Origin of the sequence: Streptomyces liliiviolaceus (assembly GCF_018070025.1) — a bacterium.
GTDB classification, from domain to species: domain Bacteria; phylum Actinomycetota; class Actinomycetes; order Streptomycetales; family Streptomycetaceae; genus Streptomyces; species Streptomyces liliiviolaceus.
In genome coordinates, this window is the sequence record NZ_JAGPYQ010000001.1 from 7,177,889 (window position 1) to 7,193,852 (window position 15,964).

The following is a 15,964-nucleotide window of genomic DNA, read 5'->3' on the forward strand; positions in this document are numbered from 1 at the left end:
GGTGCCGGTGACTTGCGCCGGCACCCCTTCCGTCGGCTTTCTCAGCCCCTTCTGCCTCGTCAGCCCCGTCAGGCAGCCAGGGCCGCGGGTGTGGGTGCGGGTGCGGTGGTGAGGGGGTCGGGGTCGGCCAGCAGGTCCATGAGCGTGGCCCGGGCTCTGGCCACCCGGGAGCGGACCGTTCCCACGGGGCAGTCGCTGAGCGCGGCCGCCTCCGCGTAGGGCAGCCCCATCAACTGCGTGAGAACGAACGCCTCACGACGCTCGTCCGGCAGCGCGGCCAGCAGATCGAGGAGTACGACCCCGTCGTCGAAGCCGGGCAGGCCGCGCGGCTGGGCCCGTTCGACCGCCAGCCGCCAGTCCGGTACGTCGGACAGGCGCGGCCGGGCGGCGGCGTACCGGAGGCTGTCGACCACGGCGCGGCGCGCGATGGCCAACAGCCAGGTCCGGGCCGAGCAGCGGCCCTCGAATCTGTGCAGGCTGCCGAGCGCCCGCAGGAACGTGTCCTGGGCCAGGTCGTCGGCGGCCTGGGGGTCGGCGGAGAGGTACGCGACATAGCGCACGACGTCACGGTGCAGGGCGCGCACGAAGCGGTCGACCGCGTCCGGGTCGCCGCCCCGGGCGGCCAGCGCCCAGGCGGTTATCGACTCGTCGGCGGAGGCCGCGGTCTCACCACCACTGCCGTCTCTGTCGCTTCCGATGCTTGCGTCGCCGTTGCCGCTTGCGCCGCTCGCGCCGCTTCTGTCGCTTGCGTCGCCGTTGTTGCTTCCGCCGTGTGGGACGGGCGGGGCAGGAGTGATCACCAGGTGTCCTTCTCGGGTCATCCGTGATCCGGACCGGCGGCGCGTGCGCATGGTGCGTACGTATGGCGCGTACGCATGCTGCGTTCGCGTGGCGCGCTCGCGCGTCGGTCCGGCGTGGGGGTACGGCCGTACGCGGAGGTACGGCCGACGCCCGAGGCGCGCAGGGCGACGCCTCGGGGATCCGGCTGTCTCAACTGGCAGCGGATCCCACGGGCGGACCCCGAGAAGTGATGGCGTGGACGAGAAGGAGCCGCCGTGGCGAACGGTCGGAGGAACCACAGCGGGCGCGGACACGCGGGCGGTGCGGGGGCGTGGGCAGCGCGAGCAGCAGCCGCAGGGGTGCGACGAGCCGTCCGGCGACCGCGCGCAGGATGCGGAAGGCGGCGCGTTCGCCGTACGCCAGCCACAACCCGCACAGCAGCGCGGCCAACAGGTGGGCGGCGAGCATGCCGAGCGAGGACGTTCCGTCCATGGCGTGCGCCGACTGACTCATGGCATCGGAGCCCATGTGGCCCGCACCCATGTGCCCGGCGCCCATGTGGTCCACAGCCATGTGGCCGGAACCCATGTGCCCCATCGACGACATGGACCCCATGTCTGTAGCCGACATGTGCGCCGCACCCGTCCCCGGGCCGGAGGCCACCGACCCCGCCGTCATCGACCCCGCGAGCGAGAACGACCAGTGGAGCAGTCCCTGGGTGACGACCACCACCGACACGATCAGGGGGAGTCCGCGCTCCCGGTCGGCCAGGCACCAGCCCGCGCCGCCCGTCGCCACGGTCCCGGCGGCCATCGTCCACCAGGCCACCGGGGCACCGGACATGAGCACGTGGCCGAGGGCGGCGAGCAGCACGCAGACGACCGCGAACACCGCGGCCCGTACCGTGCGCACACCCCACCCAGCAGTCATGACGGGCCTCATCCTCGCATTCGTCGCGCGTGCGTCGTGGTGAGGTACGGGAATTGCCCCCGTCCCACCCTCAACACACGGCGCGTGATCCAGAACACAGGGCGGGCCCGGAACTTCACCCGCGTCCGAACCGACGTCCGCGCGAACTAGGCGTCACACGTGGCCCTCCCCCGCGTCGGCATCCGTACGTCCACCGCCGTCAGCGCCATCGCCAGGGGGCCCGGTGCAAGGAACGCCAGCGGCAGCAGCATCCACGCGCACATCACGGCCGCCGCGAGGGCGAGCAGGACGAGGCCGCTGCCGCCCGCGTCCCTGACGGAGTCGCGGGCGGCGCCCGCCACCGCCGCCCGCCAGTCGGTGAGCGACTCGGGGCGCCCGCAGGCACGCAGGCCGACGACAGCCGCGTACCCGCCGAGGGCCGCGGCGACGACGGCGAACAGCGGTCCGCCGGGCAGTCCGGCGCGGGCCAGGGCCAGGTCCGCCCAGAGCAGCAGGACTCCGGTCAGGGCCAGCGTCCCGGCCGCGAGGTCGCCGGGGCGCAGCCGGCGCCGCAGGGCCGTCAAGTAGCGTCCCGCCGTGGCCGGCCGGTCCTCGCGGGCGCCGCGCAGGACCGCGCACGCCGTGGACAGCGCGGCGGGCAGGGTGACGACCGGCAGCGACGCGAGGGCCGTGCACACGCCCACGCTCAGCACGTCCGCGAACAGCGTCATACGCGGCCCGAAGATCTCACCCGTCTCCCGGGCCTGCCCACCGCTCATGATCCCTCGACTCCCACTCATGCCTCGGCTCCCGCCCGTACCTCGGCTCCCGCTCATCCCTTGATCCCGGAGTTCGCCATGCCCTCGACCAGGAACCGCTGGAAGGCGAGGAAGAACAGCACGATCGGCAGCAGGGCGATCACCGACATCGCGAACATCGGGCCGAAGGCCGAGGTGCTCGACGCGTCCACGAACGACCGCAGGGCCAGCGTGAGCGTGAACTTCTCCGGTGAGAAGAGGTAGATCAGCTGGGTGAAGAAGTCGTTCCAGGTCCAGATGAAGGTGAAGATCGCCGTGGTGATGAGGGCGGGCCGGGTCAGCGGCAGGATGACGAGGAAGAAGCTGCGGAACGGCCCGCAGCCGTCGATCCGCGCCGCCTCCTCCAGTTCGCGCGGCAGCCCCCGCATGAACTGCACGATGAGGAAGACGAAGAACGCCTCCGTGGCGAGGAACTTGGGCAGGATCAGCGGCCAGTAGGTGTTCACCATGCCGAGCTGGTTGAAGATGATGTACTGCGGGATCAGCACGGCGTGGTGCGGCAGCATGATCGTCGCGATCATGAAGGCGAACAGCGGCCCGCGGAAGCGGAACCGCAGCCGGGCGAAGGCGTACGCGGCCAGGGAGCAGCTGAGTACGTTGCCGACGACCGCGCCGCCCGCGATGAGCAGCGAGTTGCCGAGCAGCCGCCACACGGAGACGTCGTTCACGCCGTCGAGGGCGGTCGAGTAGTTGGACCATTCCAGGCTGCCGGGCAGCAGGTCGAGGCTGGCGATCACCTCGTCGGCGGGCTTGAGCGAGGTCGCGAGCAGCCAGGCCAGCGGGTACAGCATGACGATGAGCGCGGCCAGGGCGCCGAGGTGCAGGGCGATGCGGCGCCCGGCGATCGGCTTGCGTGCAGAAGAAGCCGTAGCGGCAGTACTGGTGGTGCTGGTCGAGGTGGTCATCGGTCCCCCTCGGACGCGTAGAAGACCCAGGTGCGGGACGTGCGGAACAGCACCGCCGTGACGGCGCCGATGACGATCAGCAGGACCCAGGCCATCGCGGAGGCGTAGCCCATGTGGGAGGCGACGAAGCCGCGGTCGTAGAGGTAGAGGGTGTAGAAGAGCGTCGAGTCGGCGGGGCCGCCCTTGCCGCCGCTCACCGCGAAGGCGGGGGTGAAGACCTGGAACGCCTGGATGGTCTGGAGCACCAGGTTGAAGAAGATCACCGGGGAGAGCATGGGCACGGTGATGGACAGGAACTGCCTCCACCGGCTCGCCCCGTCCACGGACGCCGCCTCGTACAACTCGGTGGGGATCTGCTGGAGTCCGGCGAGGAAGATGACCATCGGAGCGCCGAACTGCCACACGGTGAGCAGGGCGACGGCGAACAGCGCCCAGCCGGGCCGGTTGACCCAGCCGCCGGTGCCGAGCAGGTTGTCGACCGTGCCGCCGTCGTTGAACAGCGCCCGCCACACCAACGCGATGGACATGGAGGCGCCGAGCAGGGAGGGCGCGTAGAACGCCGAGCGGTAGAAACCCCGGCCGCGTCGCATGGACTTGAGGCCGAGCGCGACGACGAGCGCGAGGCCGAGTTGGAGGGGTACGGCGATCACGACGTAGGTGAGGGTCGCGCCGACCGAACGCCAGTAGCGCGGGTCCTCGGTGAACATCTGCGTGTAGTTGCGCAGGCCCACCCAGTGGGGCGGGTTGAACAAGTCGTAGTCGGTGAAGGAGAGATAGAGCGACACGGCCATCGGGAGCAGGGTCAGCACGGCGGCGCCGAGCACCCACGGGGAGAGGAACACCCAGGCGGCGCCCTCGCGTCGACGTCCACCGGGCCGCTTCACGGGAACGGTCTTCGCGGCGGGGGTGGTCACGGGAGTGTCGGTGGTGGTGGTCATGACCTCAGCTCCGCCTTCGCCTCGGTGACGTAGTCCTCGGCCGCCTCGCGGGGCGACATCCGCTCGTACGACACCTGGTCGTAGTCCCGCTGGAAGGTGGTCTGCAGCGCGCTGTCCCCCGAAGGCGGGGCCTGCGGCGGGGCGTCGAGGTCTCCTTCCAGGGACGCCTGGTAGTCGTAGACCGTCTTGTCGAAGTCCTTGAGTCCGGGGGCGATCGACTCGCGGAGCGACTCGTTGACGGGGATGCCGCGGGTGGCGCCGAGGATCTTGGCGGCGTCCGGGTCGTTCAGCATGAAGTCGACGAGTTGTACGGACTCCTTCGGGTGGCCCGTGTCGGCGGCGACGCCCATGAACATCGAGGGCTTGAAGTACTGGCCCGGGGTGCCGTCCTCGCCGGACGGCATCGGCGCGAGGGTGACCCCGTCCGGTACGAGCGCGACGAACCCGCTGGAGGGCGCGTCCCAGTTGCTGTCGGAGATGGCCTTGCCGCGCCCGAGCGGGGTGTTCTCGACCGTGCCGTCGAGCTGGGTGGTCTGCTCGGCGGGCGAGACGGCACCCTCCCTGCGGAGCTTGTCGGCGAAGGTCCACCAGCGGGTCAGGTCGTCGACGGTGAAGCCGAGCCGGCGGTCCTCGGTGTAGAGGCTCTTGCCCCGGCCGCGCAGCCAGACCTCGAAGGCGTCCTCGCTCTGCCCGGGGTCGGTGGCGCCGGGCCTGCCGGTCCGTTCGGCCAACTCCCGCATGGCATCCGCCCATTCGCTCCAGGTCCAGCCCTCGCGCGGCAGGGCGACCCCGGACTTCTTCCACTGTGCGGTGTCGTACACGACGGTCTCCGTGCCGCGGGCCTGCGGGATCGCGTACTGCTTGCCGTCCACCTTCCCGGTGGCGAGGAGGCCCGCGTCGAACTCGCCGGTGTCCAGCGCGGAGCGCTGCTCGGCGAAGTCCAGCAGTACGCCGCCGGAGGCGTACTGGTCGATCATGCGGTAGTCGAGCTGCATGGCGTCGGGGGCGTCGCCGCCCGCCGCCTGGGTGGCCAGCTTCTGCTTGTAGGCGTCGTAACCGGAGAACGACGTCTGGACCTCGATCCGCGGATGCTTCTTCTCGAAGAGGTCGACGGCCTCCTGGGTTCTGGCCGCCCGGTCCGGGTTGCCCCACCAGGTGTAGCGCAGGACCACCTTGCCGCCGTCGCCGCCCGCCCCGTCCGGCCCGGAGCAGCCGGCGAGGAGCGAGCAGGACACCAGCACCGCCGTGGCCGCCGCGATGCGCGGCCGCCAGGACTTCCTTGTCCTGTTTCCGGGCATGAGTGGGTCACCTCATTCGTTAGAAAGCGCTTCCACCCCCTGTCCGACGACCCTAGGGATGGTCCTGATGTCAGAACAAGCCCCCTGCACGGACCCTCACACCGACCCGGACGTGGACCCTCGCACGGCCCCGGACGTGGCGGCCCGGACGGATTCCGCTTCGCGGCGCCGCTGTGCCGTGGTGGGCCTGGGCGCCCGCGCCCGACTGTTCACCGAGGCGCTGGCCGGACCGTACGCGGACCGCATCGACCTCGTCGGGTTCTGCGACGTCAACGCGCACCGGATGGCGGTCCACAACGGCTGGCTCACGGCCGACCACCCCGGCCGCGAACCCGTACCGGCGTACGCGGCCGAGGACTTCGACCTGATGCTGCGGCGCGAGCGGGTGGATCTCGTGGTCGTGTGCAGCGTGGACCGCACCCACGACGACTACATCGTGCGCGCCCTGGACGCGGGCTGCGACGTGGTCACCGAGAAGCCGATGACGACCGACGCCGACCGCGCCCGCCGTGTCCTGGCGGCCCGGCAGCGCTCCGGCCGCGAGGTGCGGGTGGCCTTCAACTACCGCTACAACCCGGTGCATTCGGCCGTACGGGAACTCATCGCGGCCGGGGAGATCGGCGAGGTCGGCTCGGTGCACTTCGAGTGGCTGCTCGATCTGCGGCACGGCGCGGACTACTTCCGCCGCTGGCACCGCGACAAGGCCGATTCCGGCGGCCTGATGGTCCACAAGTCGACGCACCACTTCGACCTGGTGAACTGGTGGCTGGGCACCGAACCGGAGACCGTCTTCGCCCAGGGCGGCCTCTTCTTCTACGGCGACGAGGCGGGCGGACGCCGGGGGCTGGCCAGGCCCTACACCCGCGCGCACGGCTCCCCCGCCGCCCAGGGCGACCCCTTCGCCGTACATCTGGCGGACTCGCCCGTGCTCAGCGCGCTGTACCTGGACGCCGAGGGCGAGGACGGCTACCACCGCGACCAGAACGTGTTCGGGCCCGGCGTGAGCATCGAGGACGACATGGCGGTCCTCGTGCGGTACGCGTCCGGGGCGTCCCTGACCTACCACCTCACGGCGTACGCCCCCTGGGAGGGCTACCGCGTCGCGTTCAACGGCAGCGAGGGCCGGCTCGAACTGCTCGTCGAGGAGTCGACGTGGTCGCGCCCCGAGGCACGTGACGACGCGGGCGCCGAAGCGCACACCGGCGTACGGGCCGAGGGCGCGAGCGCGGTCCTGCACGGCGCCGAGGTGGACGACGAGGCCGGCCGCACCGAACTGCTCCTGCGCCGCCACTGGGAACGGCCGCGCGAGGTGAAGGTGCCGACCGGCGAGGGCGGCCACGGCGGCGGCGACGTACGGATGCTCCAGGACCTCTTCGGCCCCCAGCGCACCACCCCGGACCCGCTGGGCCGGGCGGCGGACGCGCACGACGGGGCGAAGTCGCTGGTGACGGGGCTGGCGGCGAACGAGTCGTTCGTGACGGGGGCGCCGGTGCGGGTGCGGGACCTGCTGGATGTCTGAGGCGGTCGCGACAACGGCGTGTTTGTCGCGGCCGTGTGCATACGATCCGGGAATGGCTCTCTTTCATGTGCGGCGGGACACCACTCTGGACGCCGACGAGGCATGGCGGCGGCTCACCGCGTGGGAGCGGCATGCCGATGTGGTGCCGTTGACGCGGGTCCGGGTCGTCACGTTGCCGCCGCGCGGGGCGGGCACGGTGTTCGTGGCGCGTACCGGGGTGGGGCCGGTGGCGTTCGACGACCGTATGGAGGTCGTCGTCTGGCGGCCGCCCCACGACCGCACGCCTGGGCTGTGCCGGCTCGTCAAGCGCGGCAGCCCGGTCGTCGGGTGGGCCGAGATCGAGGTACGGCCGGCGGTGGACGGCGGGTCGCAGGTGCTGTGGCGGGAGGAGTTGGGGGTGCGAGGGGTGCCTCGCTTCTTCGACCCCGTACTGGGGCGGGCGGGCCGGTGGATGTTCGGACGGGCGGTGGATCAGTTGCTGTCCCGCCCCTGAGAGCGGAGTCCGCCGACCGCCTGTGACCTGTCGGGCCTCAGGCGGGAGTCTCCTCGCCCAGGAGTTTCAGCGCCTCCCCCGCCACCACCTCCAGCATCGCCTCCGGGTCCGTCGCCCGGGCGAGGAGCATGCCTCCCTCGCACAGGGCCCCGAAGACGAGCTGGCAGCGGGCCGTCAGGGCGGCGTCGGGTGTGCCGCCGGCCTCGCGTACCGCGTGTTCCATGGCCTCGCGCAGGACGCGCAGGGCGTGCTCGTACTCGATCTCGCGCACCGTCTCCCAGCCGAGGACGGACGGGCCGTCGAGGAGGACGACACGCTGGAAGCCCGGGTCCAGGCAGTGTTCGAGGAACGTGCGGGCGCCCGCGCGGAGCGCCGCGCGCGGGTCGGGCGCGGCGGCCCCGGCCCGGAACAGCGCTTCCGCCAGCAGCTCCTGATGGCGTACGAAGACGGCGTGGAACAGGGCCGTCTTACCGCCCGGGAAGTGGTGGTACGCGGCCCCTTTGGTGACCCCCGCCTTGGCCGCGACGGCGTCGAGAGGCGCACCCGCGAAGCCGAGACTGCCGAACAACTCCGTCGCGGCGTCGATCAGTTGGGACGTGGTCGCGCCGGATCGTTCGGCCTGGGTCCGTCGGACCATCCGGCTCATCAACTCCCTTGACAGGCATACCGAGGGTACGTAACTTAGCCGATCCGATTACATACTCTCGGTATGGAAGTGAGCCTCGCCATGACGGCACAGGCAACACCGTCACCGACACCGGCAACGGCAACGGCAACCTCTTCGACAACGGCAGGAAAAGCGCCCCTCTTCGCGGTCTACGGCGCCAACGGGCACACCGGAAGGGTCGTCACCGCCGAACTGCTCGCCCGGCGGCAGCACGTGATCCTCGCCGGGCGCGACGAGCGGGCCCTGCACGCGGTCGCCACCGAACTCGCGACTCCGGATCTCGTAAGCGTCCTGCACGCACCCCTCGACGACCGCCCCGCCCTGCGCGCGCTCGCCGAGACCGCCGACGTGATCATCCACTGCGCGGGGCCGTTCACCACGACCGGGGAACCGGTCGCCACCGCGGCGGCGGAGACCGGCACGGCGTACGTGGACCACGCGATCGAGCCGCACCATGTGAAGTACCTCTTCGACTCCCTCCAGGCCACCGCCCAGCGCACCGGAGCGGTCCTCGTCCCGCAGATGAGCTTCTACGGCGGACTGGGCGACCTGCTGGCCGCGGCGGCAGCGGCGGGACTGCCCGACGTGGACAAGGTGACGGTCGGTTACGCAGTCACGGGCTGGCGCATGACGCAGGGCGCGGTGAACACCGCGAACCTGCTGATCGGTGAGATCGACCGCGTCGGATTCGTGGACGGGGCGCAGCGGGTGGGGCCCGTGGAGATCCGCAACGCGGTCTTCCCGTTCCCGCCGCCCGTCGGACCGCGTACGACGATCGTGCCGTTCCCGTCGGGCGAGGTCGTCACGGTTCCGCGCCACGTTCCGGCCCGGGCCGTGGAGGTCCAGCTGACCGCCTCCACTTTCGAGGAGGAGCAGATCTTCACCAGCGTGGACGTGGGTCCGCAGGAGCGCGCGAAGACCGAGTTCACTGTCGCGGTCCAGGTCACCGGGGCCTCCGGTGGGGGCCGCAACGCCCATGTCCGGGGCCGGGACATCTGGCGGGCCGGGGCGGTCGTCTCGGTCGAGGCCGCACTGCGGCTGGCGGGCGGGGAGGGGCCGGAGAAGACGGGTGTGCTGGCCCCCGCGGAGGCTTTCGCGGCGCCGGAGTTCCTGCGCGCGCTCGCCGGGTCGGGCACCTTCGCCCTCACCTTGCCCGGCTGACGGTCACCGGGGCCCCTTCCCGATGCGCGTTCCGCGCAGGCCGCCCGCCCGGCTCCGGCGGCGCGCCATGGCAAAAGTCTGTGGAACGAGTCCGCTCGGAGTTGCGAGACTGGGACCCATGAACGACATGGGGCGGTTCCGTCAGGCAGTCGTCCGGTGGGCGGCCGGCGGCGCGGGGGCGGCGGAAGCGGGTGCGAGCGCGCGGGAGGCGGCGTCCGGCGGCGGGCTGCGTACGGTCGTGCTCGTCGAGGGAGGCAGCGACCAGGTCGCCGTCGAGGCGCTGGCCGCCCGGCACGGCCGGGACCTCGGCGAGGAGGGCGTCTCGGTGGTGCCGCTCGGGGGCGCGATGAGCGTCGGGAGGTTCGTGGACCTGTGCGGGCCGCAGGGGCTCGACGTGCGGCTCGCCGGACTGTGCGACGCGGCCGAGGAGAGGTTCTTCCGGCGGGCGCTTGAGCGGGCCGGGATCGGGTCCGGCCTGACGGCCGACGGGCTGGAGTCGCTCGGGTTCTTTCTGTGCCACGCGGACCTGGAGGACGAACTGATCCGCTCCCTGGGCGCCGACGTCATCCAGCAAGTGGTCGAGGAACAGGGCGAGTTGCGCGCGTTCCGCACGCTGCAGAACCAGCCCGCGCAGCGGGGGTGGACCGTGGAGCAGCACCTCCACCGCTTCATGGGCACCCACGCCGGCCGCAAGGCCCAGTACGCGCAGGAACTCGTCGCGAGCCTGGACCTCGACCGGACGCCGCCTCCGCTGGAACGGCTGCTCGCCCACGTCTGACACGCCCCCGTCCGACACGCCCCCGTCCGGCACGCCCTGTCGGCCGGGGTGTCAGGCCACCGCCCCGACCCGTCGCATCGGGGACCGCGGCTGCGACCGCGACACGTCGTGGTGGATCGGCGTGTGCGCCCCGGTGAGCGACACCCCGCTCCCGCCCCTGCGGTTCGCGACGATCTCCGAGGCGATGGACAGGGCCGTCTCCTCGGGCGTACGGGCGCCGAGGTCGAGGCCGATGGGCGACCGGAGCCTGGCCAACTCCCCCTCGCTCACGCCTACTTCGCGGAGCCGTTCGTTGCGGTCGAGGTGGGTGCGGCGGGAGCCCATCGCCCCCACGTACGCGACCGGCAGCCGCAGCGCGAGCGCGAGGAGCGGTACGTCGAACTTGGCGTCGTGGGTCAGGACGCACAGGACCGTGCGCGCGTCGACCTCCGTGCGTTCCAGGTAGGTGTGCGGCCACTCGACGACGATCTCGTCCGCCTCCGGGAAACGTGCGGCCGTCGCGAAGACGGGGCGCGCGTCGCAGACCGTCACGCGGTAGTCGAGGAACTTGCCGATGCGGACCAGGGCCGAGGCGAAGTCGATCGCCCCGAAGACGATCATCCGGGGCGGCGGGACCGAGGACTCGATCAGCACGGTGAGCGGTGCGCCGCAGCGGGAGCCCTGCTCGCCGAGTTCCAGGGTGCCGGTGCGGCCCGCGTCCAGGAAGGCGCGCGCCTCCTGCGCGACGGTGCGGTCCAGTTCGGGGTGCGCGCCGAAGCCGCCCTCGTACGGGGCGTCGGGGTGCACGAGGAGGGCGCGGCCCTGTAGTTCCGGCGGGCCGGAGACGATGCGGGCCAGTGCCGCGGCCTTTCCTTCGGCGGCTGCGGTGAGGGCCGAGGTGAGCACCTCTCGGAGGGGTGAGGAGGTGTGGACCGGGGTCACCAGGATGTCGATGACGCCGCCGCAGGTCAGGCCTACGGCGAAGGCGTCGTCGTCGCTGTATCCGAAGCGTTCTAGTGCCGGTTGCCCGTCGTGCAGTGCCTGTTGGCACAGGTCGTAGACGGCGCCCTCCACGCAGCCGCCGGAGACCGAGCCGATCGCCGTGCCGGCGGCGTCCACGGCGAGGGCTGCGCCGGGGTGTCTCGGTGCGCTTCCGCCTACGGCGACGACGGTGGCCACGGCGAAGTCGCGGCCTTCCCCGGCCCACCGCTGCAGGTCTTCGGCAATGTCCAGCATGTCCCGGTCTCCTTTTCCCTGCGGGTGCGTCGTGGCTGGCCGCGCAGTTCCTCGCGCCCCTGAACGTGCGGCTCCGGTGGGGGTTGCTCGCGCAGTTCCCCGCGCCCCTCAAGGGGCGACGGTGAGCGCCTGTTCACCAGTGCGGCCAGTGGTGCCCCGGCCGACGGCTTCTCGTCGGCTGCGCGTGCGTCGTGGCCGGGCGCGCAGTTCCCCGCGCCCCTTGCGGGGCGGGGGTGCGCCCCGGGTTTTGGTTTTTAGGGGCGCGGGGAACTGCGCGGCCAGCCCCCACCGGGCCGCAGGTTGCATTACCGCGCACCCCGGCGGAGCGTCTAGTGGATGCCCATCCAGCTTTCTATCGGGCTCAGGGCGAAGAAGATCAGGAAGATCGTCGTCAAGCCCCACATGAAGGCGCCCACCTCCCGTGCCCTGCCCTGCGCGATCTTGATGGCGACGTAACTGATGACTCCAGCCGCGACCCCCGCCGTGATGGAGTACGTGAACGGCATGATCACGACCGTCAGGAAGACCGGGATCGCCGTCGCGCGGTCGGCCCAGTCCACATGGCGCGCGTTCATCATCATCATGGCGCCGATGACGACCAGGGCCGCCGCCGCGACCTCCCCGGGGACGATCGCCGTCAGCGGGGTGAAGAAGAGGCAGGCCGCGAAGAACAGCCCCGTGACCACGGAGGACAGCCCGGTGCGCGCACCCTCGCCGACCCCCGTCGCCGACTCCACGAACACCGTCTGGCCGGACGCACCCGCGACCCCACCGATCGCACCGCCCGCCCCGTCGATGAACAGCGCCTTGGACAGACCCGGCATCCGGCCCTTGTCGTCGGCGAGCCCCGCCTCGGCGCCGACACCGATGATCGTGGCCATCGCGTCGAAGAACCCGGCGAGCACGAGCGTGAAGACGATCATTCCGACCGTCATCGCGCCGACCTCGCCCCAGCCGCCGAACTCGACGTCACCGAAGATCGAGAAGTCGGGCATCGACACCGCGCTGCCGTGCAGTTCGGGCGCGCCGCTGGACCACTGCTTCGGGTCGATCACATCGAGGGCGTTGAGGACCACGGCAAGTACCGTGCCGCCCACGATGCCGATCAGGATCGCACCGGGGATGCCGCGCGCCTGCAACATGAAGATGGCCAGCAGCGTGACGGCGAACAACAGCACCGGCCAGCCCGCCAGTTCGCCCGTCGCGCCGAGCGAGACCGGGGTGGCCTTGCCCTGGTGGACGAAGCCCGCCTTCACCAGGCCGATGAGCGCGATGAACAGCCCGATGCCCATGGTGATCGCGTGTTTCAGCGCCAGCGGGATCGCGTTCATGATCATCTCGCGTAGCCCGGTGACCACGAGCAGCATGATCACCACGCCGTACATCACGCACATGCCCATCGCCTGCGGCCAGGTCATCTGGGGCGCGACCTGCGAGGACAGGACGCCCGAGACGGACAGTCCCGCGGCGAGGGCCAGCGGCACCTTGCCGAAGAAGCCCATCAGCAGCGTGGTGAAGGCCGCGGCGAACGCCGTCGCGGTGATCAGGGCCTGCCGGCCGAGCGTGTCCCCCGCCACGTCCTTGCCGGACAGGATCAGGGGGTTGAGGAGGAGGATGTACGCCATCGCCATGAAGGTCGTGACGCCGCCGCGCGTCTCACGCGCGAGCGTGCTTCCCCGCAGGGAAATGTGGAAGTAGCGGTCGAGCCAGGACCGGCCGGCCGGGACGCGGGTTCCTTCACCCGCGTCGTCGGCGGTGGTCCTGGGCTCCAGCGACTGCTGGGTCATGGTGCCTTCTCCCAAGGTTCATAGGGGCACCCGCGCCTTGCTCTCTGCTTGCGCGGGTTTTGGGAAGGTGCACGACCCGGGGGACGGCCCGAGACGAGACGCGGTGCTGTACTTCGGTGCGGTAACGGGTGCCGTTGATCGAACGGGTGCCCGGTACCGGGGTGGCCGTCGCTGTGCCCACCCGTCCCGCCCTTGCGGAACGCCTGCCCACAGCGACGGCGGGTGCCTGCCCGGAGCGGCGGCGGAACGCGCGCCCACGAGCGTCGGGCGGACTACGCCGTGTTCGTCAGGTGTTCCGGGCGGACCGGTGTCCTGTTGAGTTCCAGGCCCGTCGCGTTGCGGATCGCCGCAAGGACGGCCGGGGTGGACGACAGGGTCGGGGCCTCGCCGATGCCGCGGAGCCCGTACGGCGCGTGGTCGTCGGCGAGTTCGAGCACGTCGACGGGGATGGTCGGCGTGTCGAGGATCGTGGGGATGAGGTAGTCGGTGAAGGACGGGTTCCTGACCTTCGCCGTGACGGGGTCGACGATGATCTCCTCCATCACCGCGATGCCCAGGCCCTGGGTCGTACCGCCCTGGATCTGGCCGAGGACGGACAGCGGGTTGAGCGCCTTGCCGACATCCTGCGCGCAGGCCAGTTCGATGACCTTCACCAGGCCGAGTTCGGTGTCCACCTCGACGACCGCGCGGTGGGCGGCGAACGAGTACTGGACGTGGCCGTTGCCCTGTCCGGTACGCAGGTCGAAAGCCTCGGTCGGCCGGTGCCGCCACTCCTCCTCGACCTCGACGGCCTCGTCTTCGAGGACGTCGGCCAGATCGGCCAGGACCTCGCCGCCGTCGGTGACGACCTTGCCGCCCTCCAGGAGGAGTTCGGCGCTCGCCCAGGCCGGGTGGTACGTACCGAGCTTGCGGCGGCCGATCTCCAGGACCTTCTCGCGGACCAGCTCGCACGCGTTCTTCACGGCGCCGCCGGTGACGTACGTCTGGCGGGACGCCGAGGTCGAACCGGCCGAGCCCACCTGTGTGTCCGCCGGCTGGATCGTCACCTGGGCGACGCCCAGCTCGGTGCGGGCGATCTGCGCGTGGACGGTGACCCCGCCCTGGCCGACCTCCGCCATGGCGGTGTGGACGGTCGCGACGGGTTCGCCGCCGACGACCTCCATACGGACCTTTGCGGTCGAGTAGTCGTCGAAGCCCTCGGAGAAGCCGACGTTCTTGATGCCGACCGCGTAGCCGACACCCCGTACGACGCCTTCGCCGTGGGTGGTGTTGGAGAGGCCGCCGGGGAGCTGGCGGACGTCCGCCGCCTCGCCGGCCGCGAGCCACTGCTGCTCCGGCGGCATGGGCATCGCCTTGACGCGGCGCAGGAGTTCGGCGACCGGGGCGGGCGAGTCGACGGGCTGGCCGGTGGGCATCAGCGTGCCCTGGGACATCGCGTTGAGCTGCCGGAACTCGACCCGGTCGATGCCCACCGCGTCGGCGAGCTTGTCCATCTGCGCCTCGTAGGCGAAGCACGCCTGGACCGCGCCGAAGCCGCGCATGGCGCCGCAGGGCGGGTTGTTGGAGTAGAGGGCGATGGCCTCGATGTCGACGTCTTCGAGGACGTACGGGCCGACCGCCAGGGATGCGGCGTTGCCGACGACCGCCGGGGACGCGGAGGCGTACGCGCCGCCGTCCAGGACGATCCGGCACTTCATGTGGGTCAGCTTCCCGTCCTTCGTCGCCCCGTGCTCGTAGTGGAGCTTCGCGGGATGGCGGTGGACGTGGCCGAAGAAGGACTCGAAGCGGTTGTAGACGATCTTGACCGGTTTGCCGGTGCGGAGCGCCAGCAGACAGGCGTGGATCTGCATGGACAGGTCCTCGCGGCCTCCGAAGGCGCCGCCGACGCCGGACAGCGTCATCCGCACCTTGTCCTCGGGCAGTCCGAGGACCGGGGCGATCTGGCGCAGGTCGGAGTGCAGCCACTGGGTGGCGACGTACAGGTCGACGCCGCCGTCCTCGGCCGGTACGGCGAGGCCCGACTCGGGGCCCAGGAACGCCTGGTCCTGCATGCCGAAGGTGTACTCGCCCTCGACGATGTGATCGGCTCGCCGCCGGGCCGCCTCGACGTCGCCGCGGACGATCGGCTGGCGGTGGACGATGTTCGGGTGGGAGACGTGCCCGATGTGGTGGTCTCCGCGGCCCTCGTGGATCAGCGGGGCGTCCGGCGCGGTGGCCGAGGCCTCGTCCGTGACGACCGGCAGCTCCTTGTACTCCACCTTGATCTTGGCGGCGGCGCGGCGGGCGGTCTCGGGGTGGTCGGCGGCCACGATCGCGACGGGCTCGCCGTGGTGGCGTACGCGGCCGTGGGCCAGTACCGGGGTGTCCTGGATCTCCAGGCCGTAGTTCTTCACGGCGGTCGGCAGGTCGTCGTACGTCAGGACCGCGTAGACGCCGGGCGTCGCGAGGGCCTCGCCGGTGTCGATGGAGAGGATCTCGGCGTGCGCGACCGTGGAGCGCAGGATCTGGCCCCAGAGCATGTCCTCGTGCCACATGTCGGAGGAGTACGCGAACTCGCCGGTGACCTTGAGGGTGCCGTCCGGGCGGAGCGTGGACTCGCCGATGCCGCCCTTGGTCCGCGAACCCTGGGTGACCTTCGTGGGCGTACCGACGGGAGCGGTGGCGCGGGCCCCGTCGGCGGTGGTGTCGGTAGCCAT

The 15,964-nt window shown here is 71.5% G+C and carries 14 protein-coding genes; 4 read left to right on the forward strand and 10 right to left on the reverse strand.

What is annotated here, in order from left to right; translation table 11 throughout:
* Positions 1-68: 68 nt before the first annotated feature.
* The 6 genes from J8N05_RS30690 to J8N05_RS30715 form a co-directional block, all read right to left on the reverse strand.
* Positions 69-800 (reverse strand): sigma-70 family RNA polymerase sigma factor, encoded by a 732-nt coding sequence (locus J8N05_RS30690; RefSeq protein ID WP_407699945.1) that lies wholly within the window; start codon positions 798-800, stop codon positions 69-71.
* A 190-nt stretch (positions 801-990) separates the two neighbouring features.
* The gene (locus tag J8N05_RS30695; RefSeq protein WP_210888666.1) at positions 991-1,710 is read right to left on the reverse strand and encodes a hypothetical protein; all 720 of its coding nucleotides are present in this window, start codon (positions 1,708-1,710) and stop codon (positions 991-993) included.
* A 146-nt stretch (positions 1,711-1,856) separates the two neighbouring features.
* On the reverse strand, positions 1,857-2,489 hold the full coding sequence (locus J8N05_RS30700; RefSeq protein ID WP_247706567.1) for a hypothetical protein: 633 nt from the start codon (positions 2,487-2,489) through the stop codon (positions 1,857-1,859).
* 32 nt (positions 2,490-2,521) lie between these two features.
* Positions 2,522-3,412 (reverse strand): carbohydrate ABC transporter permease, encoded by an 891-nt coding sequence (locus J8N05_RS30705; protein WP_210888667.1) that lies wholly within the window; start codon positions 3,410-3,412, stop codon positions 2,522-2,524.
* Complete coding sequence (locus tag J8N05_RS30710; protein ID WP_210888668.1) at positions 3,409-4,350, reverse strand: carbohydrate ABC transporter permease; 942 nt, start codon at positions 4,348-4,350, stop codon at positions 3,409-3,411. Before J8N05_RS30710 ends, J8N05_RS30705 begins: the two co-directional genes overlap by 4 nt.
* Positions 4,347-5,648, reverse strand: a complete 1,302-nt coding sequence (locus J8N05_RS30715; RefSeq protein WP_210888669.1) for an ABC transporter substrate-binding protein — start codon at positions 5,646-5,648, stop codon at positions 4,347-4,349. Before J8N05_RS30715 ends, J8N05_RS30710 begins: the two co-directional genes overlap by 4 nt.
* A gap of 112 nt (positions 5,649-5,760) precedes the next feature.
* On the opposite strand from J8N05_RS30715, the gene J8N05_RS30720 reads away from it, so the two are divergent.
* Complete coding sequence (locus J8N05_RS30720; RefSeq protein WP_247706568.1) at positions 5,761-7,167, forward strand: Gfo/Idh/MocA family protein; 1,407 nt, start codon at positions 5,761-5,763, stop codon at positions 7,165-7,167.
* A 52-nt stretch (positions 7,168-7,219) separates the two neighbouring features.
* Positions 7,220-7,660 (forward strand): SRPBCC family protein, encoded by a 441-nt coding sequence (locus tag J8N05_RS30725; RefSeq protein ID WP_210888671.1) that lies wholly within the window; start codon positions 7,220-7,222, stop codon positions 7,658-7,660.
* Positions 7,661-7,697: 37 nt separating this feature from the next.
* Here the strand turns inward: J8N05_RS30725 and J8N05_RS30730 are convergent, their stop codons facing one another.
* On the reverse strand, positions 7,698-8,297 hold the full coding sequence (locus tag J8N05_RS30730; protein ID WP_210888672.1) for a TetR/AcrR family transcriptional regulator: 600 nt from the start codon (positions 8,295-8,297) through the stop codon (positions 7,698-7,700).
* Between the two features lie 72 nt (positions 8,298-8,369).
* Here J8N05_RS30730 and J8N05_RS30735 point away from each other — a divergent pair, with 72 nt between their 5' ends.
* Together J8N05_RS30735 and J8N05_RS30740 are read left to right on the forward strand one after the other, a co-directional pair.
* The gene (locus tag J8N05_RS30735; RefSeq protein ID WP_247706569.1) at positions 8,370-9,488 is read left to right on the forward strand and encodes a saccharopine dehydrogenase NADP-binding domain-containing protein; all 1,119 of its coding nucleotides are present in this window, start codon (positions 8,370-8,372) and stop codon (positions 9,486-9,488) included.
* A gap of 118 nt (positions 9,489-9,606) precedes the next feature.
* Positions 9,607-10,266: an ATP-dependent endonuclease gene (locus J8N05_RS30740; RefSeq protein ID WP_210888673.1), complete on the forward strand. Its 660-nt coding sequence runs from the start codon at positions 9,607-9,609 to the stop codon at positions 10,264-10,266.
* Between the two features lie 51 nt (positions 10,267-10,317).
* Here J8N05_RS30740 and J8N05_RS30745 read toward each other — a convergent pair whose 3' ends face one another.
* From J8N05_RS30745 to J8N05_RS30755, 3 genes are all read right to left on the reverse strand, one after another.
* On the reverse strand, positions 10,318-11,481 hold the full coding sequence (locus tag J8N05_RS30745) for an XdhC family protein (RefSeq protein WP_210888675.1): 1,164 nt from the start codon (positions 11,479-11,481) through the stop codon (positions 10,318-10,320).
* 329 nt (positions 11,482-11,810) lie between these two features.
* Entirely contained in the window at positions 11,811-13,268 is a 1,458-nt protein-coding gene (locus J8N05_RS30750) for an NCS2 family permease (protein WP_210888678.1), read from the reverse strand.
* Positions 13,269-13,540: 272 nt separating this feature from the next.
* Positions 13,541-15,964 carry a xanthine dehydrogenase family protein molybdopterin-binding subunit gene (locus tag J8N05_RS30755; protein ID WP_210888679.1) on the reverse strand — a complete coding sequence of 808 codons (2,424 nt, stop codon included), beginning with the start codon at positions 15,962-15,964 and terminating at the stop codon, positions 13,541-13,543.

Bases quoted from the DNA above. Each gene is read 5' to 3' on its own strand.
- J8N05_RS30735 (WP_247706569.1), top strand. From the start codon at position 8,370: ATGGAAGTGAGCCTCGCCATGACGGCACAGGCAACACCGTCACCGACA.
- J8N05_RS30710 (WP_210888668.1), bottom strand. From the start codon at position 4,350: ATGACCACCACCACCGACACTCCCGTGACCACCCCCGCCGCGAAGACC.
- J8N05_RS30725 (WP_210888671.1), top strand. From the start codon at position 7,220: ATGGCTCTCTTTCATGTGCGGCGGGACACCACTCTGGACGCCGACGAG.
- J8N05_RS30740 (WP_210888673.1), top strand. From the start codon at position 9,607: ATGAACGACATGGGGCGGTTCCGTCAGGCAGTCGTCCGGTGGGCGGCC.
- J8N05_RS30695 (WP_210888666.1), bottom strand. From the start codon at position 1,710: ATGACTGCTGGGTGGGGTGTGCGCACGGTACGGGCCGCGGTGTTCGCG.
- J8N05_RS30715 (WP_210888669.1), bottom strand. From the start codon at position 5,648: ATGCCCGGAAACAGGACAAGGAAGTCCTGGCGGCCGCGCATCGCGGCG.
- J8N05_RS30755 (WP_210888679.1), bottom strand. From the start codon at position 15,964: ATGGCTACCGACACCACCGCCGACGGGGCCCGCGCCACCGCTCCCGTC.
- J8N05_RS30745 (WP_210888675.1), bottom strand. From the start codon at position 11,481: ATGCTGGACATTGCCGAAGACCTGCAGCGGTGGGCCGGGGAAGGCCGC.
- J8N05_RS30700 (WP_247706567.1), bottom strand. From the start codon at position 2,489: ATGAGTGGGAGTCGAGGGATCATGAGCGGTGGGCAGGCCCGGGAGACG.
- J8N05_RS30705 (WP_210888667.1), bottom strand. From the start codon at position 3,412: ATGACCACCTCGACCAGCACCACCAGTACTGCCGCTACGGCTTCTTCT.
- J8N05_RS30750 (WP_210888678.1), bottom strand. From the start codon at position 13,268: ATGACCCAGCAGTCGCTGGAGCCCAGGACCACCGCCGACGACGCGGGT.
- J8N05_RS30730 (WP_210888672.1), bottom strand. From the start codon at position 8,297: ATGGTCCGACGGACCCAGGCCGAACGATCCGGCGCGACCACGTCCCAA.